A 21795-nucleotide genomic window follows, 5' to 3' on the forward strand; every position below is an offset into this window, starting at 1 on the left:
CGCCGGTCCCCACCGGTGACACACGCCCCTCGTTCATGCCCGCACACCCCGCACACCCCGCACACCGCACCAACTGCTCCGTACTCCAGGGGCGTTGAAGCTCCAAGTGGAAACGGGAAACACCCACACGCCCTTGTGGCCCCCGAGCGCCCCGCCGACCCTGGTCGAGGGGCCTGACGGCCTGCGCGACGATTCGACATCGGGAGCCCAGGTGCTTGAGGGACAGCATGCGTTCGGCAGCGAACTACGCCGGGCACGGCACGCGGCAGGGCTGACGCTCAGCCGGCTCGCGGCCCGCGTCCACTACAGCAAGGCGCAGCTCAGCAAGGTCGAGACGGGGCAGAAGCGCCCGTCCGAGGAACTCGCACGCCTCTGCGACGCCGCACTCGGCGCCGAGGGAGCGCTGCTGCGCCTCGTACCGGTTCTGTCCGTGCCGCACACGGAGCGGGAACCCGCCGCCGGCGAAGCGGGAGGAAGCGGCGGAACACCCGCACGGCGCGGCCTCCTCGCCGCGGGCGCGGCGGCCGTGCTCGGCACGGCGGCGACGCCGTCCGCGACGGCGTCGCCCGCCGCTGACGGCGCCCTGCTCGACATCTCGCGGAACCTCTTCGCCGAGTTCCGCCGCCTCGGCCAGTCCGCGCCGCCCGGCGCCGTGCTGCCCGCGCTCGCCGAGCAGACGCGCGTGCTGCGTCTGCTGGCGCGACGCAGCGGCGCCCGCACCCGGGACGGGCTGATCGCGCTGAGCTCGCGGTACGCCGAGTTCGCGGGCTGGATGGCGCAGGAGGCGGGCGACGAACAGGCCGCCCTGCGCCTGACGGACCAGGCAGTGGAGCTGGCCGCAGCCGCCGGGGACAGTGACCTCGCCTCGTACGCACGGGTCCGCCGGGCCCTCGTCTCGTACTACCGCGGCGACGCGGCGGAGACGCTCGCGCTGACCGCCACCGTCCGCTCCCCCGCCCTGCCGCCCCGGATCCTCGGCCTCGCAGCGGTGCAGGAGGCCGAGGGCCACGCGCTGGCGGGCGACCACGGCTCCAGCATGCGCGCACTCGACCGCGCCCGCGCCCTGCTCGCCCGGGCTCCGGCCGATCCGGCGCAGCCGGTGCTCGGCGCGAGTCATGTCCCCGACCAGGTCGCGATGATCACCGGATGGTGCCTGCTCGACCTCGGCAGGCCGCGCGAGGCCGCCGAGGTCTTCGACCGCGAGATGTGCCGCGTGGCACCCACCGCGCTGCGCACCAGGGCGCGTTACGGCACCAGGCAGGCGCTGGCCCACGCGCTCGCGGGCGACATCGACCGTGCCTGCGCCCTCACCCACGACGTGCTGAGCGCCGTCCACACGGTCGGTTCCGCGACCGTCGCCCTGGACGTCCGCCGGCTGTCGCGCACCCTGGCCCGCCACCCGCGCCACCGGGCGGTCAAGGAGGTCGAACCGCTTCTGGCCTTCGCCCTCTCCCCCGCCGCGCGCCTGCTCTGACCCGTCACTCCACACCCCACTGTCACCCCCTCACCGAGGAGAGGTCCGTCCGCCATGCCCTACAAAGCCGATGTCTTCATCAACTACCGCACCAAGGACGGCGAGCACGTCGCCGGACAGCTGTACGAGAACATCACGAAGCGGTTCGGCGAGGGCCGCGCATTCCGCGACGGGAGCACTCTGACGCCCGGCCAGCCCTTCCCCACCGGGCTCATGGACGCGCTGCACGCGTCCTCCGTCTGCATCGCCGTCGTCGGCGACGGCTGGGCGGCGTCGCCGCTGCTGCGGCGCGAGGACGACTGGGTACGGCGTGAGCTGCTCGAAGCCCTGGAGCGCGGCATCACGGTACTGCCCGTACTGGTCGACAAGACGCCCTGGCTCAAGGCGGCGGAACTGCCGCCCGAGCTGGCGCGCCTCGCCGAGATCCAGGCGATGCGCCTGCGCGCCTACGACTCCAGGCACGACCTGGCGGAAATCGGCGACTACCTCTCCGACATGGTCCCCGCGCTCCGCGAATCCGACCGGGAGGCCGGGCAGAGGGAGGACAAGCCCAGCGGCTCGGTCCACAACGCCGCGGGCGACAACACCGGCAGCGGGACGCTGATCCAGACCCGCGACACGGGCGACATCGATACCAGCACCCACACCAACACGACGTCCATCGGCCGGGCGGGGCACGTCAACAGCGGCTCGGGCGACCAGCACAACACCGCCCCGCAGCACGCGCCGCGCCTCGGTGACGGCTCCTCCTACGTGGCCGGGGACCAGTCGGGAGGAAGCGGCAACACCAACACGTTCTACCGCGGTGAGCGGGACCGGGACGGTGATCGGTGAGCGTCGCCATGACGGCCGTCGGGACGGCGGGCAACCTGCACGCGGGGTCCGGCAACCAGTACATCGTCGAGATGACCCGCGCCGCTGTCGAAGCCCTGGCCAGGGACCACGCCGGCCGTACTCCCGGACAGGTCGCCAAGGATCACCTGCTCCACCTGCTTCCCCGCTTCGAGCCGCCCACAGGCTATGCCAGGGCGCACCGAAGGCTGGAGGAGGAGGGAGTGGTCCTGCTGGACGGTGCGCCGGGTACGGGGCGTACCGCCACGGCCCAGGTACTACTGCGCAACCATGCCCCGCGCAGGGTTACCTTCCACGAGATCGTCCATGACGATACGCGACAACGGCTGTTCGACCCCGAGCGGATCGGTGAATACGACCGCCTGCTCTTGGACCTGTCCGGCGCGCCCCTCACCAGCACACAAGGGTTCGAGGGCGAGCTCTCGTCGGTCCTCGGCCTGCTCAAGCAGCGGAGAGCGGCGCTGGTGGTGATCCTCCCCACGAGCGCGGCGCGCGGGCTCCCCTCTTCCGTGGCCCACTTGGCGGTCACGATCACACGTCCTCCGGATGCCGAAATCAGGGTCGTCAGACGCTTCCTGCGTCTGTCCGGCAACAGTGAGCGTGAGACGGTTCCCCTTCCAGCGTCGCTAAAGCAATTTGTCGATGACTGTCACTCGCTCGACGACGTTGCAGGCTTCGCACGTGTGGTGTCCGAGGCGGTCGCTGACGGCACGCCGTTCGACGCCGCGTGCGACATGGCAGTCGACGCGCTGCGCGACCGGTCCGGGGACGCCGCTGTGCTGCTCGGCACCGTACGCGATTCCCGGACGCGGGGGCTGCTCGTCGCATCGGCCCTCATGGAGGGGGCACGTAGTGATGCCGTGCACGAGGCGGCGAGCGCCCTGCACAGGCGCGCAGGCGGCGAGGCGGGACCGCCTCTCGTGCTGGCCGCCCGTCCCCTGTCTGTGCGCTTCGGCGCCATCAAGGTCGAAATCGACGCCGCAGGTCGTGTGCACTTCGCGGACCGCGGCCTAGCGGACGCTCTCAGCCGTCAAATCTGGCGTGATTTCCCGGATCTCAGAGGCACTCTGCGCGCGTGGGTCGAGGAGATCCTGCTCCTGCCGCGTCTCGACGGCCCCGAGCGTGAGGCACTGGTGCACCGGTTCGCCGCGCATTCGCTGCGGGAGGGCCACCACGCCGATCTGGAAAGGCTGTCGGAGTACTGGTCGAAGTCCTCGAACCCCCGCGAGCAGCGCGCTGCGGTCGGCGTACTCAGCGCCGCACTCAGCGACCGCGCGGCAGCTGCCGACTTCAGGGCCTATCTCCTCAGGCGAGCGAGACAGGAAACACTGACGCGGCCCGAACGGCAGGTTCTCGTTGCGGTCTGCCGGGGCGACCTGGCCGTGCACCACCCGTTCGCCGCCGTCGTCCGCCTGCACCATCTGGCGCGGCGCGAGGCGCCGGGGACGGTGGCGGGTGACGCGCTCATGGGGCTGGCAGGCGAGGGGCGGCGGCTCCTGCGCTTCCTTCTCGGACGGCTCACACACAGCTCCGACGAGGAACGCCACCGGGTGCCCGACGCGGAACTCTTCCTCCGCTGCGTGGACTCACCGCACGTCCACGGCGGCTCAGGGGCCGAGGGCCGTCCGCTCGCCGTGGATCCCGCCGTCCGGGCCGACCTGGCCACCGGCTGGGCCGGGGCCTTCGCGTGCCTCGACGCCGGCCGGTGGTTCCCGTGCGCACGTGGCTGGTTCGATGCGGCCGCACGGGACGGCGACGCCCTCGGCCTGGTGGACGTGCTCCTCGACGCGTGCCGGGGCCGCAGCTCCGCGCAGGGGCTGCTCTACCAGGCGGCCCTGCGCTGGGCGGCCACGCGCCCCGCGGAGGATGCCGCGGCGTCCGCGCTGCCCGGCGCGGTCCTGCGGCGGGTCAAGGAAACCCACTCGCACCGAGCCGCCCGCGCACGAGGGACCTCCACGCCATGAGTTCCGGAACCAAGACCGTGTCCGTCTTCCTGACCCTGCTCGGGGCTCTCGTCCTGGCACTCGTGGGCTTCTGCGCCCGCTGGCCGCTGTGGGCCTGGGGGTTGGGCGCCTGCGGGGTCGCCGTGCTCCTGTCGGCGGGCGGGGCGGTGGCGCGGCGCAGGACCGAGCGGTTCCCCCGGCACCTGCTCGCGGAGCCGGACCTCCCGATCCCCCCGGTCGAGCGGCGCGAGGTGCGGGTGCGGGACGTCGCCCTCCCCAGCGTGCTCCCCGACTACGACTTCCTCTTCTCTGCGACCGTCCGCTGGTGCCCGGTCAGCGGGCCCGACCACGCTCCGCTCGTCAACCCGGGCGCGCTGGCCGTCGACGCCGTCCTCACCCGCGCGCAGGAGGTCACGGCGGCCAGGCACCCCTCCAGGGCGTCCCTCGTACAGCACGAGCTGAACGGAGCGCTGGGCACGATGTTCACGGTGCGGGACGGCAGGGCCGAGGCGATGGCGGTCGACGTGCGGCTGTGTCTGTCGGACGCCGACCAGGAACGGCTCGTCAAGCTGGCCGAGGTGCGCAAGAACGAGGCGGTGTGGGAGCACGAGCGCAAGTACGAGCAGAGCCGCCGCGCCTATCTCGGCGAGGACGTCCTCAAGGACACCGGGAGCGCGGTGGTGTGGGCGCTGCACCGCAACGACGACAAGGTCGACAGGACGGTGCAGGACATCGGCCTGCTGGCCGAGTTGACTGCCGCGGCCAACAATGAGGAGCTCGCCGAGCGGTTCCACCGCTTCGTCCCCTCCCTGGCCTCGGCACTCGCCGAGCCGAACGGCGCGCCGGCCCTGGATCCGGAGGAGGCGTTCGACGGGGGCGCGTTCGCGGTGTTCAGCCGGTTCGTCGAGGACCTGGGTCCCGTGGCGACGCCGGGGGACCTGGTGATCGTCGCGGGCGTCGTCGCGGACTTCGTGGCCCACAAGGACCCCGAGGAGGCGGAGCGGATCAGGGACCGGTTCGTCCGTGAGGGGCCCGCGGGCCCGGAAGGCCCTGAGGGGCAGGAGGGCGCGGGCGGCCCCGGCGGCGCCGCGGGCCCGCCGTCGCCCGCCGGGACGTCGCCCGACGGGGCGGGGCCGCGCCCCGGCGCCGCGCCGGAGGTCGAGCCGCCCCTGTGACCTGCCGCGGGGCCGGGCGGCGCCGGGCGGTGGCAGCGCCGTGGAGGGACCGGCACCTCACGGGGCGTCAGCCGCGTGCCGCTTCCCGGTACTCCGCGAGACCGGCCGCCGTCTTCGTGGGGGTGAACTCCGTGATGCGGTACGTGCACACCCCGGCCCGGGTGAACGGGTCGGACGCGGCGAGGCGTTCGGCCGCGGCGCGGTCCTCTGCGACGGCGAGGAGCACGCCGCCGTCGCGGGGGACCTTGCGGCCCGAGGCGATGACGTGGCCCGCCGCGATGTGTTCGTCGAGCCAGGCAACGTGGTCGGCGAGCGCGGCGTCGACGCGGTCCATGGGGGCGGTGTAGGTGAGTTCCAGTACGAACATGGGTCCAACGTAACGGGGCCCGGTGCCCCGCCGTGGCGGAGGGCCGGGCCCCGGTGGCACGTGACGCGGCGCGGTCAGATGCCCGCTGCCTCGCGGAGCGCGTCGACGCGGTCGGTGCGCTCCCAGGTGAACTCGGGCAGCTCACGGCCGAAGTGCCCGTACGCGGCGGTCTTGGCGTAGATCGGGCGCAGCAGGTCGAGGTCGCGGATGATCGCGGCGGGCCGCAGGTCGAAGACCTGGCTGATGGCCTTCTCGATCTTCTCGTGGTCGACGGTCGCGGTGCCGAACGTCTCCACGAAAAGGCCCACCGGCTCGGCCTTGCCGATCGCGTAGGCGACCTGGACCTCGCAGCGGGCGGCCAGGCCCGCGGCGACGACGTTCTTCGCGACCCAGCGCATCGCGTAGGCGGCGGAGCGGTCGACCTTCGACGGGTCCTTGCCGGAGAAGGCGCCGCCGCCGTGGCGCGCCATACCGCCGTAGGTGTCGATGATGATCTTGCGGCCGGTGAGGCCCGCGTCGCCCATGGGTCCGCCGATCTCGAAGCGGCCCGTGGGGTTCACCAGCAGCCGGTAGCCCTCGGTGTCGAGCTTGATGCCGTCCTCGACGAGCTGCTGGAGCACGTGCTCCACGACGAACTCGCGGATGTCGGGGGCGAGCAGCGAGTCCAGGTCGATGTCGGAGGCGTGCTGCGAGGAGACGACGACCGTGTCGAGGCGGACGGCCTTGTCGCCGTCGTACTCGATGGTGACCTGCGTCTTGCCGTCCGGGCGCAGGTAGGGGATGGTGCCGTTCTTGCGGACCTCGGACAGGCGGCGGGAGAGCCGGTGCGCGAGGTAGATGGGCAGCGGCATCAGCTCGGGCGTCTCGTCGCAGGCGTAGCCGAACATCAGGCCCTGGTCGCCCGCGCCCTGCTGGTCGAGCTCGTCGACCTCAGCGCCCTCGGCGCCCGCGGCGACGCGCCGCTCGTAGGCGGAGTCGACGCCCTGGGCGATGTCGGGCGACTGGGCGCCGATGGAGACGGAGACCCCGCAGGACGCGCCGTCGAAGCCCTTCTTGGAGGAGTCGTAGCCGATCTCCAGGATCTTGTTGCGCACCAGCTGGGCGATCGGGGCGTACGCCTTGGTGGTGACTTCGCCCGCGACGTGCACGAGGCCCGTGGTGATCAGGGTCTCCACGGCGACGCGCGAACCCGGGTCCTCGGTGAGGAGTGCGTCGAGAATGGTGTCGCTGATCTGGTCAGCGATCTTGTCGGGGTGACCCTCGGTCACTGACTCCGAGGTGAAGAGACGGCGGGACACATCGCTCCCTGGGGTTGCAGCGGCTGCTGACTCGATCAGCTGATCATTGACGGCTTGAGTGCGGCCGGAGCTGCGTCCTGCCGCACTCTCGGGCCAGTTTATCGGTCACCCCGCTCCCGGAGTCCAGGCATCTCGCTCCGTGAGCGTGGTGTGGTCTGCGTTACCCGGGGCCGGAACGCCCCTCGCGCGGCCTGTCCGGGGGTTTGCCGGGTTTTCCCGCGTCGCATCCGCTTCGGCGCGCCGTCCACCCCTGGAGACGAGTGACCAGCATGCGGACAGAGTCGTCACGGGACGGGCAGCCGCGGCACCACGAGGTCCCAGACCGTGTCCGCGAGCGCCTCCTTGGGCCCGTACGGCACGGGGGTCTCACCGCCGTCCGCGGCGAGGACCACGGCCTCGCTCTCCTCGGCGCCGAAGGTCTTGTGCTCCCCCACCTCGTTGACGACGAGCAGGTCGCAGCCCTTGCGGCGCAGCTTCGCGCGGCCGTTGGCCAGGACGTCGTCCGTTTCGGCCGCGAAGCCGACGACGACCTGCCCCTGCGCGGGACGCTCCGTGGCCAGCTGGTGGAGGATGTCCGGGTTCCGCACGAGCGCCAGCGGCCCGGGTTCCGCGTCGTCCCGCTTCTTGATCTTGCCCTGGGCGTAGGCGGCGGGCCGGAAGTCCGCGACGGCTGCTGCCATCACCACGGCGTCCGCGTCGGCGGCCGCCTTCAGCGCGGCGTCCCGCAGTTCGAGGGCCGTGCCGACGTGGACGACGTCGGCGCCGGCCGGGTCCGGGAGGCCGGTGTTCGCCTCGATCAGGGTGACCCGCGCGCCGCGCGCCACCGCCGTGCGCGCCAGGGCGAAGCCCTGCTTGCCCGACGAGCGGTTGCCGAGGAAGCGCACCGGGTCGAGCGGCTCGCGGGTGCCGCCCGCGCTGACCACCACATGGCGGCCCGCGAGGTCGGCGGGGAGCGCCCCTCGGGTCAGCGCCGCGCGGCACACCTCGAAGATCTCGCCGGGGTCGGGCAGCCGCCCCTTGCCCGTGTCGACACCGGTCAGCCGGCCGACGGCCGGCTCGATGACGACGGCGCCCCTCCGGCGGAGTGTCGCCACGTTCTCCCTGGTGGCGGGGTGCTCCCACATCTCCGTGTGCATGGCGGGGGCGAAGACGACCGGACATCGCGCGGTCAGCAGGGTGTTGGTCAGCAGGTCGTCGGCGAGGCCGTGCGCGGCCCTGGCCAGCACATCGGCGGTGGCGGGGGCGACGACGACGAGGTCGGCGGCCTTGCCGATGCGCACGTGCGGCACCTCGTGCACCCCGCTCCAGACCTCGGTGGAGACCGGGTGGCCCGACAGCGCCGACCAGGTCGCCTCCCCCACGAAGTGCAGGGCCGAGGCCGTCGGCACGACCGTGACGTCGTGCCCCGACTCGGTGAGCCTGCGCAGCAGCTCGCACGCCTTGTACGCGGCGATGCCGCCCGCCACGCCCAGAACGACCCTCGGCCTGTCCACCATGCCTCCCGCTCCGACACTCTCGCGCGGGGCGGCGGTCCGCGCCCGCCGCTCCTGCTCCCATGACACACCACAGGCCCGGCAGTCGTCTGCCGGGCCTGTGGACAACGTGTCGATCATAGGACCGACTCGCACGCGGTGGGTCCGCGGTCCTGCCGCGCCTCCGCGGCACTCGCGGTACCGCTGGGCGTCCGCGCTCCTACTGCGCCGGGGCCTCGATGGCCTCGGACGTCAGCAGGCCCGCGTTGATCTCCCGCAGGGCGATCGAGAGGGGCTTCTCGTGCACATGGGTGTCCACGAGGGGGCCCACGTACTCCAGCAGGCCCTCACCGAGCTGCGAGTAGTACGCGTTGATCTGGCGCGCCCGCTTGGCCGCGTAGATCACCAGGCTGTACTTGGAGTCCGTGGCCTCAAGCAGCTCGTCGATCGGCGGGTTGATGATGCCCTCGGGCGGGGTCATGGAAGAGGACACTCTCTGGCCTTCCGAAGAATGAATCGAGATTGCGCGGCCACGGCCGCCCGGTCACACCGGCACCGTCACGTCCGCGCGGGGACGCCCGCACGGTCGCGCGCGGGCTCTGAATCAGGACACTTCCATCAAGGCTAGCAGCTCGCGCGCCACGTCCTCGACGGAGGTGTTGACCAGGGTGGTGTCGAACTCGGACTCGGCCGCGAGCTCGACCCTGGCGGCGGCCAGCCTGCGCTCGATCACGTCGGCGGGCTCGGTGCCCCGCCCGGTGAGCCTGCGGACCAGCTCGTCCCAGTCGGGCGGGGCGAGGAAGACCAGCCGCGAGTCCGCCATGGAGTCCCTCACCTGCCGGGCGCCCTGGAGGTCGATTTCCAGCAGCACCGGCTCACCGGCCTCGAGGCGGTCCATGACCGGGGCCCGGGGCGTCCCGTAGCGGTGCCCGGCGAACTCCGCCCACTCCAGCAGTTCCCCGTTGGCGACGAGCTTGTCGAACTCGTCGTCCGTCACGAAGAAGTACTGGACGCCGTGGCGCTCCCCGGGGCGTGGCTTCCTGGTCGTGGCCGACACCGAGAGCCACACCTCGGGATGAGCCTTGCGCATATGGGCGACGACCGTGCTCTTGCCGACCCCTGAGGGTCCGGAGAGCACGGTCAGCCGCTGCCGTGCCTCTGCTGCCATGCAGCGATTATCCAGGTTCCCGGGGGTGCCCGGAAACGTCACGCGGAGGTGCTGCCGAACTCGCGCTCCAGGGAGGCGATCTGGTTGGAGCCGAGGCCGCGCACCCGGCGGCTCTCTGAGATGCCGAGACGCTCCATGATCTGCTTGGCGCGGACCTTGCCGACGCCGGGCAGCGACTCCAGCAGCGCCGAGACCTTCATCTTGCCGATGACGTCGTTCTCCTGGCCCTGCTTGATGACGTCATGGAGGGAGGCGCCGGAGTGCTTGAGTCGATTCTTGACCTCGGCCCGCTCCCGGCGAGCCGCGGCGGCCTTTTCGAGCGCGGCTGCGCGCTGTTCAGGGGTAAGGGGCGGAAGAGCCACGCCTACGTCACCTCGGATGTCGAACTGTCGGATACGGACCGGCGCGGGGACTGCCGTCCCGCACCAGGCGAGCAACGGGCAACGCTCTGCTCGTTGGCTCTGGTGGGGAGACTATCGGCCAAGACCGCCGGAGTCAGCGAGAACAGATGAAAAGTCCCTGGTCAGCATCGCCCGACCGGTACATTTCCGACATTTTCCACCTCTTTTCGACTCCAGGTTTTACCTGAACCCCTCATTCCGGTGGTCCACGGCCGCCCTCACCTCGTCACGGAGCCGCTCCGCTGCCTCCCTCAGCTGCCCCTTACCGGGGCCGTGGCGCAGGATTCCGCGGCTCACGCTGGGCACGACACGGTCCACCGCGGCGCCGAAGACCGCCGGCAGGTCCGCGGGGGTCGCGCCCTGGGCGCCGATGCCGGGCGCGAGCAGCGGGCCGTTCACGTCGAGGTCGGCGCCCGTGTCGCCGAGGGTCGCGCCCACCACGGCGCCGACCGGGCCGAGGGGCTCGGCACCCGCGTTCTCCGCCGCGATGTGGTCGAGCACCACCTGCGCGAGCGTGCGCCCGTCGGGGGCCGTGGCGCGCTGTACCTCCGCCCCCTCCAGGTTGGAGGTCAGCGCCAGTACGAACACGCCGGCGCCGTTCGCCGCGGCCAGGTCGAGCGCGGGCCGCAGCGATCCGAAGCCGAGGTACGGGGAGAGCGTGACCGCGTCCGAGAACAGCGGGGAGCCGGCGTCCAGGTACGTCGCGGCGTAGGCGGCCATCGTGGAGCCGATGTCGCCGCGCTTGGCGTCGGTGAGGACCAGCGCGCCCGCGGCGCGCGCGTCGGCGACGGTGCGCTCCAGGACGGCGACGCCCCGGGAGCCGAACCGCTCGAAGAAGGCCGACTGCGGCTTCAGCACGGCGACCCGGTCCGCCAGCGCCTCGACCGTCGTACGGGCGAAGCGTTCGAGGCCCGCCACGTCGTCGCCGAGGCCCCAGGCGCTCAGCAGCGAGGCGTGCGGGTCGATACCCACGCAGAGCGGGCCGCGGGTGTCCATGGCGCGCCGCAGCCGCGCGCCGAAGGGCTCTGCCCGGCTCATGCGGTCGCCGCCTTCCTGACGTCCGCGCCGACGGCGTCGGCGAGGGTCGCGTACGGCCCTGCCGCGAGGCGCGCGGCGAGGCCCTTGTGGAGGGCGCGGCACCAGAACGGTCCCTCGTAGATGAAGGCGCTGTAGCCCTGCACCAGGGTGGCGCCGGCCAGGATGCGCTGCCAGGCGTCCTCCGCGTCCTGCACGCCGCCGACGCCGACCAGGGTGACCCGGTCGCCGACCCTCGCGTACAGGCGGCGCAGGACCTCAAGGGAGCGCTCCTTGAGCGGCGCGCCCGACAGGCCGCCGGTCTCGGCGGTCAGCGCGGGCGGCGACGAGAGGCCGAGGCCGTCGCGGGCGACGGTGGTGTTGGTGGCGATGATCCCGTCGAGCCCCAGCTCGACGGCGAGATCGGCGACGGCGTCGACGTCCTCGTCCGCGAGGTCGGGCGCGATCTTCACCAGCAGCGGGACGCGCCGGTCCGGTACGGCGCGGTCCGCGGCCTCCCGCACCGCGGTCAGCAGCGGCCTCAGATGGCCGACCGCCTGGAGGTCGCGCAGGCCGGGCGTGTTCGGGGAGCTGACGTTGACGACCAGGTAGTCGGCGTGCGGGGCGAGGCGCTCCGCGGAGGTGACGTAGTCCGCGACGGCCTCGGACTCCGGCACCGCCTTGGTCTTGCCGATGTTGACGCCGACGGCCGTGCGGAACACGGGCCGCCGCGCGCCGAGGCGCGCCGCCACCGCCGCGGAGCCGTCGTTGTTGAACCCCATGCGGTTGATCAGGGCGCGGTCGCGGACCAGCCGGAACAGCCGGGTGGGCGGGTTGCCGGGCTGCGGCCGCGCGGTGACGGTGCCGATCTCGACGTGGTCGAAGCCGAGCATCGCCATGCCGTCGATCGCCACCGCGTTCTTGTCGAAGCCCGCGGCGAGCCCGAAGGGGCCGTGCATCCGCAGCCCGAGCGCCTCGGTGCGCAGCTGCGGGTAGCGGGGCGCGAGGACCGCGGCCGCGTACGTGCGCAGCACCGGGACGCGCGCGGCGAGCCTGATCCACCGGAAGGCCAGGCGGTGCGCGCGCTCGGGGTCCATGCGGCGGAAGACGAGGCGGAAGAGGAGAGCGTACATGCGGCGCCTCAGTCCTCCCTCGCGGCGGTCAGGTGCTCGGCGTGCTCCTGGAGGGAGCGGACGCCGACCCCGCCGTGGTTGAGCGCGTCGATGCCCTGGACGGCGGCGGCGAGCGCCTGCACGGTCGTCAGGCAGGGCACGGCGCGCGCGACGGCGGCGGTGCGGATGTCGTAGCCGTCGAGCCGGCCGCCGGTGCCGTACGGGGTGTTGACGATGAGGTCGACCTCGCCCGCGTGGATGAGCTGGACGATGGTCCGCTCGCCGTTCGGCCCCTCGCCTTCGCTCTGCTTGCGCACGACGGTGGCGTTGATGCCGTTGCGCCTGAGGACCTCCGCGGTGCCCGAGGTCGCGAGCAGCTCGAAGCCGTGGGCAACCAGTTCGCGCGCCGGGAAGATCATCGAGCGCTTGTCCCGGTTGGCGACCGAGATGAAGGCGCGGCCCTTGGTGGGCAGCGGCCCGTACGCCCCGGCCTGTGACTTCGCGTACGCGGTGCCGAAGACGGAGTCGATGCCCATGACCTCGCCCGTGGAGCGCATCTCGGGGCCGAGCACGGTGTCGACGCCGCGGCCCTTGATGTCGCGGAAGCGCGACCACGGCATCACGGCTTCCTTGACGGAGATCGGCGCGTCGAGCGGCAGGTCGCCGCCGTCGCCGCCGCTGGGCAGCAGCCCCTCCTCGCGCAGCTGCGCGACCGTGGCGCCGAGGGAGATGCGGGCCGCGGCCTTGGCGAGCGGGACGGCCGTCGCCTTGGAGGTGAAGGGCACGGTGCGGGAGGCGCGCGGGTTGGCCTCCAGCACATAGAGGATGTCGCCGGCGAGCGCGAACTGGATGTTGATCAGGCCGCGTACGCCGACGCCGCGCGCGATCGCCTCGGTGGAGGCGCGCAGCCGCTTGATGTCGTGTCCGCCGAGCGTGATGGGGGGCAGGGCGCACGCGGAGTCGCCTGAGTGGATGCCGGCCTCCTCGATGTGCTCCATCACGCCGCCGAGGTAGAGCTCGGTGCCGTCGTAGAGGGCGTCGACGTCGATCTCGATGGCGTCGTCGAGGAAGCGGTCGACCAGGACGGGCCGGGTCGGGCTGATCTCCGTGGACTCCTCGATGTACGAGGCGAGGCGGCTCTCGTCGTAGACGATCTCCATGCCGCGGCCGCCGAGCACGTACGAGGGCCGGACGAGGACGGGGTAGCCGATCTCGTCGGCGATGGCCTTGGCGCCGGGGAAGGACGTGGCGGTGCCGTGCTTGGGCGCGGGCAGCCCGGCCTCGGCGAGGACGCGGCCGAAGGCGCCGCGGTCCTCCGCGAGGTGGATGGCCTCGGGCGAGGTGCCGACGACGGGCACGCCGTTGTCCTTGAGCGCCTGGGCGAGGCCGAGCGGGGTCTGGCCGCCGAGCTGGACGACGACGCCGGCGACCGGGCCCGCCTGGGTCTCCGCGTGCACGATCTCCAGCACGTCCTCCAGGGTGAGCGGCTCGAAGTAGAGCCGGTCGGAGGTGTCGTAGTCGGTGGAGACGGTCTCCGGGTTGCAGTTGACCATGACGGTCTCGTATCCGGCGTCGTGCAGCGCGAAGGAGGCGTGGACGCAGGAGTAGTCGAACTCGATGCCCTGGCCGATGCGGTTGGGCCCCGAGCCCAGGATGATCACCGCGGGCTTCTCGCGGGGCGCGACCTCGCTCTCCTCGTCGTAGGAGGAGTAGAAGTACGGCGTCCTGGCGGCGAACTCGGCCGCGCAGGTGTCGACGGTCTTGTAGACGGGCCGGACGCCCAGGGCGTGGCGCACCTCGCGGACGACGGCCTCGGGCAGGCCGCGGAGCGCGGCGATCTGCGCGTCCGAGAAGCCGTGCCGCTTGACCGCGGCGAGCAGTTCGGGGGTGAGTTCGGCGGCGGCCGCGATCTCGTCGGCCAGCTCCTTGATCAGGAACAGCTGGTCGACGAACCAGGGGTCGATCTTCGTGGCGTCGAACACCTCTTGCTGGGTGGCGCCCGCCCTGATGGCGCGCATCACGGTGTTGATGCGGCCGTCCGTGGGGGTGCCGGCGGCCTCCAGCAGGGCGGCCTTGTCGAGCCCGGCGGCGTCGCCGGCGAAGTCGAACTGGCTGCCCGCCTTCTCCAGCGAGCGCAGCGCCTTCTGGAGCGCCTCGGTGAAGTTGCGGCCGATCGCCATGGCCTCGCCGACCGACTTCATGGTGGTGGTGAGGGTGGAGTCGGCGGCCGGGAACTTCTCGAACGCGAAGCGGGGCACCTTGACGACGACGTAGTCGAGCGTGGGCTCGAAGGACGCCGGGGTCTGCTCGGTGATGTCGTTGGGGATCTCGTCGAGCGTGTAGCCGACGGCCAGCTTGGCGGCGATCTTCGCGATCGGGAAGCCGGTGGCCTTGGACGCGAGCGCGGAGGAGCGGGAGACGCGCGGGTTCATCTCGATGACGATGACCCGGCCGTCCTCGGGGTTGACCGCGAACTGGATGTTGCAGCCGCCGGTGTCGACGCCGACCTCGCGGATCACGGCGATGCCGATGTCGCGCAGGGTCTGGTACTCGCGGTCGGTGAGCGTCATCGCGGGCGCGACGGTGATCGAGTCGCCGGTGTGGACGCCCATCGGGTCGAAGTTCTCGATGGAGCAGACGACCACGACGTTGTCGTTGCGGTCGCGCATCAGCTCAAGCTCGTACTCCTTCCAGCCGAGGATGGACTCCTCCAGGAGCACCTCGGTGGTGGGCGAGAGCATCAGGCCCTGCCCCGCGATGCGGCGCAGGTCCTCCTCGGTGTGCGCGAAGCCGGAGCCCGCGCCGCCCATGGTGAAGGACGGGCGCACGACGACGGGGTAGCCGCCGAGCTCCTCGACGCCCGCCAGCACGTCGTCCATGGAGTGGCAGATCACCGAGCGGGCGGACTCGCCGTGGCCGATCTTGCGCCGCACCTCCTCCACCACGTCCTTGAAGAGGTCGCGGTCCTCGCCCTTGTTGATCGCCTCGACGTTGGCGCCGATCAGTTCGACGCCGTACTTGTCGAGGGTGCCCGCGGCGTGCAGCGAGATCGCGGTGTTGAGTGCGGTCTGGCCGCCGAGGGTGGCGAGCAGCGCGTCGGGGCGCTCCTTCGCGATGATCTTCTCGACGAACTCGGGGGTGATCGGCTCGACGTAGGTGGCGTCGGCGATCTCCGGGTCGGTCATGATCGTCGCCGGGTTCGAGTTGACGAGGACGACCCGCAGGCCCTCGGAGCGCAGGACGCGGCACGCCTGGGTGCCCGAGTAGTCGAACTCAGCGGCCTGGCCGATGACGATCGGTCCCGATCCGATGACCAGGACGGACTGGATATCGGTGCGCTTAGGCACGCTGGTCCTCCATGAGCTTGGTGAAGCGGTCGAACAGGTACGCGGCGTCGTGCGGGCCCGCGGCCGCCTCGGGGTGGTACTGCACGCTGAAGACGGGCCGGTCGACCAGCCGCAGCCCCTCGACCACGTCGTCGTTGAGGCAGACGTGGGTGACCTCGGCGAGGCCGTAGGGCGTCTCGGTGGCCCGGTCGAGCGGCGCGTCGACGGCGAAGCCGTGGTTGTGCGCGGTGACCTCGACCTTGCCCGTCGTGCGGTCCTGGACGGGCTGGTTGATGCCGCGGTGGCCGTACTTCAGCTTGTACGTGCCGAAGCCGAGGGCGCGCCCGATGAGCTGGTTGCCGAAGCAGATCCCGAACAGCGGGGTGCCGCGCTCCAGCACGGCCCGCACGACGGTGAGGTCGGCGGTGGCCGGGTCCCCCGGTCCGTTGGCGAGGAAGACGCCGTCGGGACGCACCGCGTAGACCTCCTCCACGGTGGAGGTGGCCGGCAGGACGTGCACCTCGATGCCGCGCTCGGCCATGCGCCGCGGGGTCATGCCCTTGATGCCGAGGTCGAGGGCGGCGACGGTGAACTTCTTCTCTCCGATCGCGGGCACGACGTACGGCTCCGCGGTGGTGACCTCGGCGGACAGGTCGGCGCCCGCCATCTGCGGGGCGCGGCGCACCCGGTCGAGGAGCGCCGCCTCGTCGGCGAGCGCGTCGCCGGAGAAGATGCCCACCCGCATGGCGCCGCGCTCGCGCAGGTGGCGGGTGAGGGCGCGGGTGTCGACGCCGCTGATGCCGACGACGCCCTGCTCGGTGAGCTCGTCGTCGAGGGTGCGGCGGGAGCGCCAGTTCGAGGGGGTGCGCGCGGGGTCGCGCACGACGTAGCCGGAGACCCAGATCCTGCGGGACTCGCGGTCCTCGTCGTTGACGCCGGTGTTGCCGACGTGCGGGGCCGTCATGACGACGACCTGGCGGTGGTACGAGGGGTCGGTGAGGGTCTCCTGGTAGCCGGACATGCCGGTGGAGAACACGGCCTCGCCGAAGGTCTCCCCCACGGCCCCGTAGGCGCGGCCGCGGAACGTGCGGCCGTCCTCCAGGACGAGTACGGCGGGGGACGCCTGGCTGAGGGCGGTTCCCCGGGTGGACGAGGCGGTCATCGTGCGGGGCCTTCCGTTGTGGCGGTCGTGGCGGGGGCGCGGCGGTCCGCCGCGTCCAGAGGCGCGTCGAGAGGGCGGAGGGAGTTGATCGCGCTCACCCACGCGGTGTGCTCGGCGGAGCGGTCGGAGCGGAAGCCGGAGTCGAGGAGCCTGCCGCCGTGCTCCCAGGTCACGACCAGCAGTCCGCCCTCGGCGAGGACCTTGCCCGCGATGCCCTTGTCGAGGCGGGCCTCGCGCAGCTTGTCCTTGGGCACGAAGAAGTCGTTCGCGCCGGGGCGCACGACTTCGAGTCCCGCGTCGGTGAGGGTCAGCTCGACGCGGCTGCGGGCGCCGAGGCCGTGGGCGACGATGCGGTCGAGCCACTGCCCCGCGCTGGTGGAGCCGTGGTAGCGGCCGGTCATGGTCAGCTCCACCGCGCCCTGCTCTGCGGGCACGGCCGGCAGCTCGGGCAGGTCCGACTGGAGGCTGCCGCGCCACTTCCAGCCCTGGCGCATCAGCCAGTAGACGAGCGCGATGAAGATAGCCAGGCCGATGACCCAGCCGATGCGGCCGCTCCAGTCCGTCACGGGCGCCGAGTGCTTTCCCTCGGCGAGGGTGGCGGCGGGCAGGAGGGCGGTGAGGTGCGCAGATGTCATGCCAGATTCCCGTCGGTGACCGTGGCCTTGCCCCGCAGGAAGGTGTGGGTGACGCGCCCCGGCAGGTCACGGCCCGCGTACGGGCTGTTGCGGCTGCGGGAGGCGAAGTCCGCGGGGTCCACCGCTCCACGGTATGCCGGGTCGACGAGGACCAGGTTCGCGGGCTCGCCAGGGGCGACGGGCCGGCCGTGGCCGGTGACCCGGCCGATGGCGGCCGGGCGGTACGCCATCCGGTCGGCGACGCCCGCCCAGTCGAGCAGACCGGTGTCGACCATGGTCTCCTGCACCACCGACAGGGCCGTCTCCAGGCCGACCATGCCCATGGCGGCGGCGGCCCACTCGCAGTCCTTGTCCTCGTGCGGGTGGGGCGCGTGGTCGGTGGCGACGCAGTCGATGGTGCCGTCGGCGAGCGCCTCGCGCAGGGCGACCACGTCGGCGTCGGTGCGCAGCGGCGGGTTGACCTTGTAGACGGGGTCGTAGGAGCGGACCAGCTCGTCGGTGAGGAGCAGGTGGTGCGGGGTGACCTCGGCGGTGACGTTCCAGCCCTTGGACTTGGCCCAGCGCACGATCTCCACGGAGCCCGCGGTGGAGAGGTGGCAGATGTGCACGCGGGAGCCGACGTGTGCGGCGAGCAGCACGTCGCGGGCGATGATCGACTCCTCGGCGACGGCGGGCCAGCCGCCGAGCCCGAGCTCGGCGGAGACGGCGCCCTCGTTCATCTGGGCGCCCTCGGTCAGGCGCGGCTCCTGGGCGTGCTGGGCGACGACCCCGTCGAAGGCCTTCACGTACTCCAGGGCGCGCCGCATGATCACGGCGTCGTCCACGCACTTGCCGTCGTCGGAGAAGACCCGGACCTGCGCAGCGGAGTCGTGCATGGCGCCGAGCTCGGCGAGCTGCCTGCCCTCAAGGCCGACGGTCACGGCGCCGACGGGCCGCACGTCGCAGTAGCCGGAGGCGAGGCCGAGCCGCCAGACCTGCTCGACCACGCCCGCGGTGTCGGCGACGGGGAAGGTGTTGGCCATGGCGTGGACGGCGGTGAAGCCGCCCTTCGCCGCGGCCTTCGTGCCGGTGAGAACCGTCTCGGAGTCCTCGCGGCCCGGCTCGCGCAGGTGGGTGTGGAGATCGACGAGGCCGGGCAGCAGGACCAGGCCACCGGCGTCGACGACGACGGCGGCGGAGCCGGCGTCGAGCCCTGTGCCGACGCGACTGATCGTCTCACCTTCGACCAGGACGTCCCGCCGCTCGCCGCCGAGGATCCGTGCGCCCCGGATCAGGGTGGTGTTCGTGCTCACTTGCTCTCCTCGGTGACGCTGGTGTCGGTGGCGCTCTGGCGGGTCGTGGCGACGGCCGGTCCGTTGCCGCCGAGCAGCAGGTACAGGACGGCCATGCGGATGGAGACGCCGTTCGCGACCTGCTCCACGATGGTGGCGCGCGGGGAGTCGGCGACCTCGGCGGTGATCTCCATGCCGCGGTTCATCGGGCCCGGGTGCATCACCAGGGCGTGTTCTGGCATGCGGCGCATGCGGTCGGCGTCGAGCCCGTAGCGGCGTGAGTACTCCCGCTCGGTGGGGAAGAAGGCCGCGTTCATGCGCTCGCGCTGGACGCGCAGCATCATCACGGCGTCGCTGCCGGGCAGCGCGTCGTCCAGGTCGTAGGAGACGTCGCAGGGCCAGCGGTCGGCGCCGACGGGCACCAGGGTGGGCGGGGCGACGAGCGTGACCCTGGCACCCAGGGTGTGCAGCAGCAGGACGTTGGAGCGGGCGACGCGGCTGTGCAGGACGTCGCCGACGATCGTGACCCGGACGCCTTCGAGGTCGCGACCGAGCCCCTCGTCGGCGCCGACGATCCTGCGGCGCAGGGTGAACGCGTCGAGCAGGGCCTGCGTGGGGTGCTCGTGGGTGCCGTCGCCCGCGTTGACGACGGCGCCGTCGATCCAGCCCGAGGTGGCGAGCCGGTAGGGGGCGCCGGAGGCGCCGTGCCGGATGACGACGGCGTCCGCGCCCATCGCCTCAAGGGTGAGCGCGGTGTCCTTCAGGGACTCGCCCTTGGAGACCGACGACCCCTTGGCGGAGAAGTTGATGACGTCGGCGGAGAGCCGCTTGGCCGCGACCTCGAAGGAGGTGCGCGTCCTGGTGGAGTCCTCGAAGAAGAGGTTGACGACGGTGCGGCCGCGCAGCGTCGGCAGCTTCTTGATCGGCCGGTCGGCGACGCGGGCCATCTCCTCGGCCGTGTCGAGGATCAGGACGGCGTCGTCGCGGGTGAGGTCGGCGGCGGAGATCAGGTGGCCTGGTGTCCGGGGGCTCGCCCCGGGGAGACGCAGCATCTCGGTGTGCTCCGGTGGGTCTGGTGCGCGGGCGCGCGGCGGCGCGCCCGCTGCCGTGTGGCAGGTCGGGACGGGGTTCGGCCCTGGGGCCCGCGGGTGCCTAGCCCTCGCCCGTGCCGAGCAGGACGGTGTCGCGCCCGTCCATCTCGCTGAGCTGGACCTTGACGGTCTCCCTGAGGGAGGTCGGGAGGTTCTTGCCGACGTAGTCGGCGCGGATGGGCAGCTCGCGGTGGCCCCGGTCGACGAGGACCGCCAGCTGCACGGCGCGGGGGCGGCCGATGTCGCCGAGCGCGTCGAGCGCTGCGCGGATGGTGCGGCCGGAGAAGAGGACGTCGTCCACGAGGACGACCAGCCTGCCGTCGATGCCGTCGCCGGGGATGTCCGTGCGCGCGAGGGCGCGCGCGGGCCGCATCCGCAGGTCGTCGCGGTACATGGTGATGTCGAGCGAGCCGACGGGCACCGCACGGCCGGAGATCTCCTCCAGCTTGGCCGCGATCCTGCGGGCGAGGAACACACCGCGGGTGGGGATGCCGAGGATGGTCACATCGCCCGCGCCCTTGGCGCGCTCCACGATCTCGTGGGCGATGCGGGTGAGCACCCGGGCGATGTCGGGCGCCTCCAGGACTGGCCGTGCGGGCGCGCCCCCCTGAGGGTGCTGCGTACTGCTGTCTGCGTCCATGGAACTCATGGAGAACGGACCTCCTTCTCCGCCTCACGGGACGGACGTTAAAGGACGTCATGATTGCGCCATGCATCCTACCAGTGGCGGTACGGCGCCCCTCGGGGGACCCTCGGTTGTATCCGGTACGGACCATCCGGCTTGACGCATCAGGGTAACGCTGCGTAACCTTACAGTGAGTTACGAGACTTCGTCCGGGGAGCTATATGTCCAGCGAATACGCAAAACAGCTCGGGACCAAACTCCGGGCCATCCGCACCCAGCAGGGCCTCTCGCTCCATGGCGTGGAGGAGAAGTCCCAGGGGCGCTGGAAGGCCGTGGTGGTCGGTTCGTACGAGCGCGGCGACCGCGCCGTGACCGTGCAGCGCCTCGCCGAGCTCGCTGATTTCTACGGTGTCCCGGTGCAGGAGCTGCTTCCCGGCACGACCCCTGGCGGAGCCGCCGAGCCGCCGCCGAAGCTGGTCCTGGACCTGGAGCGGCTGGCCCACGTGCCGGCCGAGAAGGCGGGCCCCCTCCAGCGGTACGCGGCCACGATCCAGAGCCAGCGCGGCGACTACAACGGCAAGGTCCTCTCGATCCGCCAGGACGACCTGCGCACGCTGGCCGTGATCTACGACCAGTCGCCCTCGGTCCTGACAGAGCAGCTGATCAGCTGGGGCGTCCTGGGCGCCGACGCCAGACGAGCGGTGGCCCACGAGGAGGGCTGAGGCCCCTCCCCGGGAACGCACCAGCAGAAACGTCACGTCCTGAGGGGCGGGCTCCCGGTGGGGCCCGCCCCTCGCCGTATGCGCGCACCGTGATGGCCGGGTGCGGGCCGGGGACGCCCGCGGGTCCTGGCCGCACGCCGCGCCCGGGACGCACGGCGGCCCGTGGCGGAGGCGCCCGGGGGGGCGTCCACCACGGGCCGTGAGCCGTTTCGGCGGGTGCGCGGACCGTGCCCGGCGCCGGGGGCCCGGCCGCGGGGTCAGACGCGGCGCAGGCTCGGCTTGAGGTCCTTGAAGCGGCCGAGCAGGCCGTTGACGAAGGCGGGCGACTCGTCGGTGGAGAACTCCTTGGTGAGCCGCACCGCCTCGTCGATCACCACCGCGTCCGGCGTGCCGTCGACCCAGACCAGCTCGTACGCGGCGAGCCTGACGATGTTGCGGTCCACGACCGGCATGCGGTCGAGCGTCCAGCCCACCGCGTAGGTCGAGATCAGCTCGTCGATCCTGGCCGCCTGTGTGGCGTACCCCTCGACGAGCTCCATCGTGTACTCCGTCACCGGAGGCTGGCGGTCGTCGGTCCTGGCGTGCCGGATCCAGTCGGCCATGACCGTGGTGACGGACTCGCCGCGCTGGTCGGCCTCGAAGAGGATCTGGAACGCGCGTTTCCGGGCGTTGTTCCGAGCGGCCACG

20 protein-coding genes are annotated in these 21795 nt (G+C 72.3%); 5 read left to right on the forward strand and 15 right to left on the reverse strand.

Features of this window, described 5'->3' with window-relative positions:
* Positions 1-211 precede the first annotated feature (211 nt).
* From ABEA77_RS14735 to ABEA77_RS14750, 4 genes are read left to right on the forward strand one after another with little or no spacing between them, the layout of a single operon-like run.
* Positions 212-1474, forward strand: a complete 1263-nt coding sequence (locus ABEA77_RS14735) for a helix-turn-helix domain-containing protein (protein ID WP_345646530.1) — start codon at positions 212-214, stop codon at positions 1472-1474.
* Between the two features lie 54 nt (positions 1475-1528).
* Complete coding sequence (locus ABEA77_RS14740; RefSeq protein ID WP_345646533.1) at positions 1529-2308, forward strand: toll/interleukin-1 receptor domain-containing protein; 780 nt, start codon at positions 1529-1531, stop codon at positions 2306-2308.
* The gene (locus ABEA77_RS14745; protein ID WP_345646536.1) at positions 2305-4290 is read left to right on the forward strand and encodes a hypothetical protein; all 1986 of its coding nucleotides are present in this window, start codon (positions 2305-2307) and stop codon (positions 4288-4290) included. The genes ABEA77_RS14740 and ABEA77_RS14745 overlap by 4 nt, the downstream gene beginning before the upstream one ends.
* Complete coding sequence (locus ABEA77_RS14750) at positions 4287-5444, forward strand: hypothetical protein (protein WP_345646539.1); 1158 nt, start codon at positions 4287-4289, stop codon at positions 5442-5444. Before ABEA77_RS14745 ends, ABEA77_RS14750 begins: the two co-directional genes overlap by 4 nt.
* Positions 5445-5511: 67 nt before the next feature.
* Here the strand turns inward: ABEA77_RS14750 and ABEA77_RS14755 are convergent, their stop codons facing one another.
* The 14 genes from ABEA77_RS14755 to pyrR form a co-directional block, all read right to left on the reverse strand.
* Entirely contained in the window at positions 5512-5811 is a 300-nt protein-coding gene (locus ABEA77_RS14755; RefSeq protein ID WP_345646542.1) for a YciI family protein, read from the reverse strand.
* A gap of 74 nt (positions 5812-5885) precedes the next feature.
* The gene (metK, locus tag ABEA77_RS14760) at positions 5886-7109 is read right to left on the reverse strand and encodes a methionine adenosyltransferase (RefSeq protein ID WP_345646544.1); all 1224 of its coding nucleotides are present in this window, start codon (positions 7107-7109) and stop codon (positions 5886-5888) included.
* Positions 7110-7393: 284 nt separating this feature from the next.
* Positions 7394-8605, reverse strand: coding sequence for a bifunctional phosphopantothenoylcysteine decarboxylase/phosphopantothenate--cysteine ligase CoaBC (gene coaBC, locus ABEA77_RS14765; RefSeq protein ID WP_345646545.1), 1212 nt, complete (start codon positions 8603-8605; stop codon positions 7394-7396).
* A gap of 196 nt (positions 8606-8801) precedes the next feature.
* The gene (rpoZ, locus tag ABEA77_RS14770) at positions 8802-9074 is read right to left on the reverse strand and encodes a DNA-directed RNA polymerase subunit omega (RefSeq protein ID WP_030907161.1); all 273 of its coding nucleotides are present in this window, start codon (positions 9072-9074) and stop codon (positions 8802-8804) included.
* A gap of 111 nt (positions 9075-9185) precedes the next feature.
* Positions 9186-9749, reverse strand: a complete 564-nt coding sequence (gmk, locus tag ABEA77_RS14775; protein WP_345646549.1) for a guanylate kinase — start codon at positions 9747-9749, stop codon at positions 9186-9188.
* Positions 9750-9787: 38 nt separating this feature from the next.
* Positions 9788-10111: an integration host factor gene (locus ABEA77_RS14780; protein WP_345646552.1), complete on the reverse strand. Its 324-nt coding sequence runs from the start codon at positions 10109-10111 to the stop codon at positions 9788-9790.
* Between the two features lie 219 nt (positions 10112-10330).
* Positions 10331-11188 carry an orotidine-5'-phosphate decarboxylase gene (pyrF, locus tag ABEA77_RS14785; protein ID WP_345646554.1) on the reverse strand — a complete coding sequence of 286 codons (858 nt, stop codon included), beginning with the start codon at positions 11186-11188 and terminating at the stop codon, positions 10331-10333.
* Positions 11185-12297 carry a quinone-dependent dihydroorotate dehydrogenase gene (locus tag ABEA77_RS14790; RefSeq protein ID WP_345646556.1) on the reverse strand — a complete coding sequence of 371 codons (1113 nt, stop codon included), beginning with the start codon at positions 12295-12297 and terminating at the stop codon, positions 11185-11187. The genes pyrF and ABEA77_RS14790 overlap by 4 nt, the downstream gene beginning before the upstream one ends.
* A gap of 8 nt (positions 12298-12305) precedes the next feature.
* Positions 12306-15623, reverse strand: coding sequence for a carbamoyl-phosphate synthase large subunit (carB, locus tag ABEA77_RS14795; RefSeq protein ID WP_345646559.1), 3318 nt, complete (start codon positions 15621-15623; stop codon positions 12306-12308).
* Entirely contained in the window at positions 15616-16764 is a 1149-nt protein-coding gene (gene carA, locus ABEA77_RS14800; protein WP_345646562.1) for a glutamine-hydrolyzing carbamoyl-phosphate synthase small subunit, read from the reverse strand. The genes carB and carA overlap by 8 nt, the downstream gene beginning before the upstream one ends.
* Positions 16761-17399, reverse strand: coding sequence for a PH-like domain-containing protein (locus tag ABEA77_RS14805; protein ID WP_345646565.1), 639 nt, complete (start codon positions 17397-17399; stop codon positions 16761-16763). The genes carA and ABEA77_RS14805 overlap by 4 nt, the downstream gene beginning before the upstream one ends.
* The gene (locus tag ABEA77_RS14810; RefSeq protein ID WP_345646567.1) at positions 17396-18691 is read right to left on the reverse strand and encodes a dihydroorotase; all 1296 of its coding nucleotides are present in this window, start codon (positions 18689-18691) and stop codon (positions 17396-17398) included. The genes ABEA77_RS14805 and ABEA77_RS14810 overlap by 4 nt, the downstream gene beginning before the upstream one ends.
* Entirely contained in the window at positions 18688-19722 is a 1035-nt protein-coding gene (locus tag ABEA77_RS14815; RefSeq protein ID WP_345646569.1) for an aspartate carbamoyltransferase catalytic subunit, read from the reverse strand. Before ABEA77_RS14815 ends, ABEA77_RS14810 begins: the two co-directional genes overlap by 4 nt.
* A gap of 100 nt (positions 19723-19822) precedes the next feature.
* On the reverse strand, positions 19823-20401 hold the full coding sequence (pyrR, locus tag ABEA77_RS14820) for a bifunctional pyr operon transcriptional regulator/uracil phosphoribosyltransferase PyrR (RefSeq protein ID WP_345646695.1): 579 nt from the start codon (positions 20399-20401) through the stop codon (positions 19823-19825).
* A 206-nt stretch (positions 20402-20607) separates the two neighbouring features.
* Here pyrR and bldD point away from each other — a divergent pair, with 206 nt between their 5' ends.
* Positions 20608-21108, forward strand: a complete 501-nt coding sequence (gene bldD, locus ABEA77_RS14825; RefSeq protein WP_225022367.1) for a transcriptional regulator BldD — start codon at positions 20608-20610, stop codon at positions 21106-21108.
* A gap of 257 nt (positions 21109-21365) precedes the next feature.
* Here bldD and nusB read toward each other — a convergent pair whose 3' ends face one another.
* Entirely contained in the window at positions 21366-21794 is a 429-nt protein-coding gene (gene nusB / locus ABEA77_RS14830; protein ID WP_345646576.1) for a transcription antitermination factor NusB, read from the reverse strand.
* Position 21795: the final 1 nt, after the last annotated feature.

It is taken from the genome of Streptomyces tremellae, assembly GCF_039540215.1.
GTDB classification, from domain to species: domain Bacteria; phylum Actinomycetota; class Actinomycetes; order Streptomycetales; family Streptomycetaceae; genus Streptomyces; species Streptomyces tremellae.

Coding starts and splice junctions, on each gene's coding strand:
- ABEA77_RS14805 (WP_345646565.1), bottom strand. CDS start 17,399: ATGACATCTGCGCACCTCACCGCCCTCCTGCCCGCCGCCACCCTCGCC.
- carA (WP_345646562.1), bottom strand. CDS start 16,764: ATGACCGCCTCGTCCACCCGGGGAACCGCCCTCAGCCAGGCGTCCCCC.
- bldD (WP_225022367.1), top strand. CDS start 20,608: ATGTCCAGCGAATACGCAAAACAGCTCGGGACCAAACTCCGGGCCATC.
- ABEA77_RS14815 (WP_345646569.1), bottom strand. CDS start 19,722: ATGCTGCGTCTCCCCGGGGCGAGCCCCCGGACACCAGGCCACCTGATC.
- pyrF (WP_345646554.1), bottom strand. CDS start 11,188: ATGAGCCGGGCAGAGCCCTTCGGCGCGCGGCTGCGGCGCGCCATGGAC.
- gmk (WP_345646549.1), bottom strand. CDS start 9,749: ATGGCAGCAGAGGCACGGCAGCGGCTGACCGTGCTCTCCGGACCCTCA.
- ABEA77_RS14790 (WP_345646556.1), bottom strand. CDS start 12,297: ATGTACGCTCTCCTCTTCCGCCTCGTCTTCCGCCGCATGGACCCCGAG.
- ABEA77_RS14755 (WP_345646542.1), bottom strand. CDS start 5,811: ATGTTCGTACTGGAACTCACCTACACCGCCCCCATGGACCGCGTCGAC.
- coaBC (WP_345646545.1), bottom strand. CDS start 8,605: ATGGTGGACAGGCCGAGGGTCGTTCTGGGCGTGGCGGGCGGCATCGCC.
- ABEA77_RS14750 (WP_345646539.1), top strand. CDS start 4,287: ATGAGTTCCGGAACCAAGACCGTGTCCGTCTTCCTGACCCTGCTCGGG.
- ABEA77_RS14740 (WP_345646533.1), top strand. CDS start 1,529: ATGCCCTACAAAGCCGATGTCTTCATCAACTACCGCACCAAGGACGGC.
- pyrR (WP_345646695.1), bottom strand. CDS start 20,401: ATGGACGCAGACAGCAGTACGCAGCACCCTCAGGGGGGCGCGCCCGCA.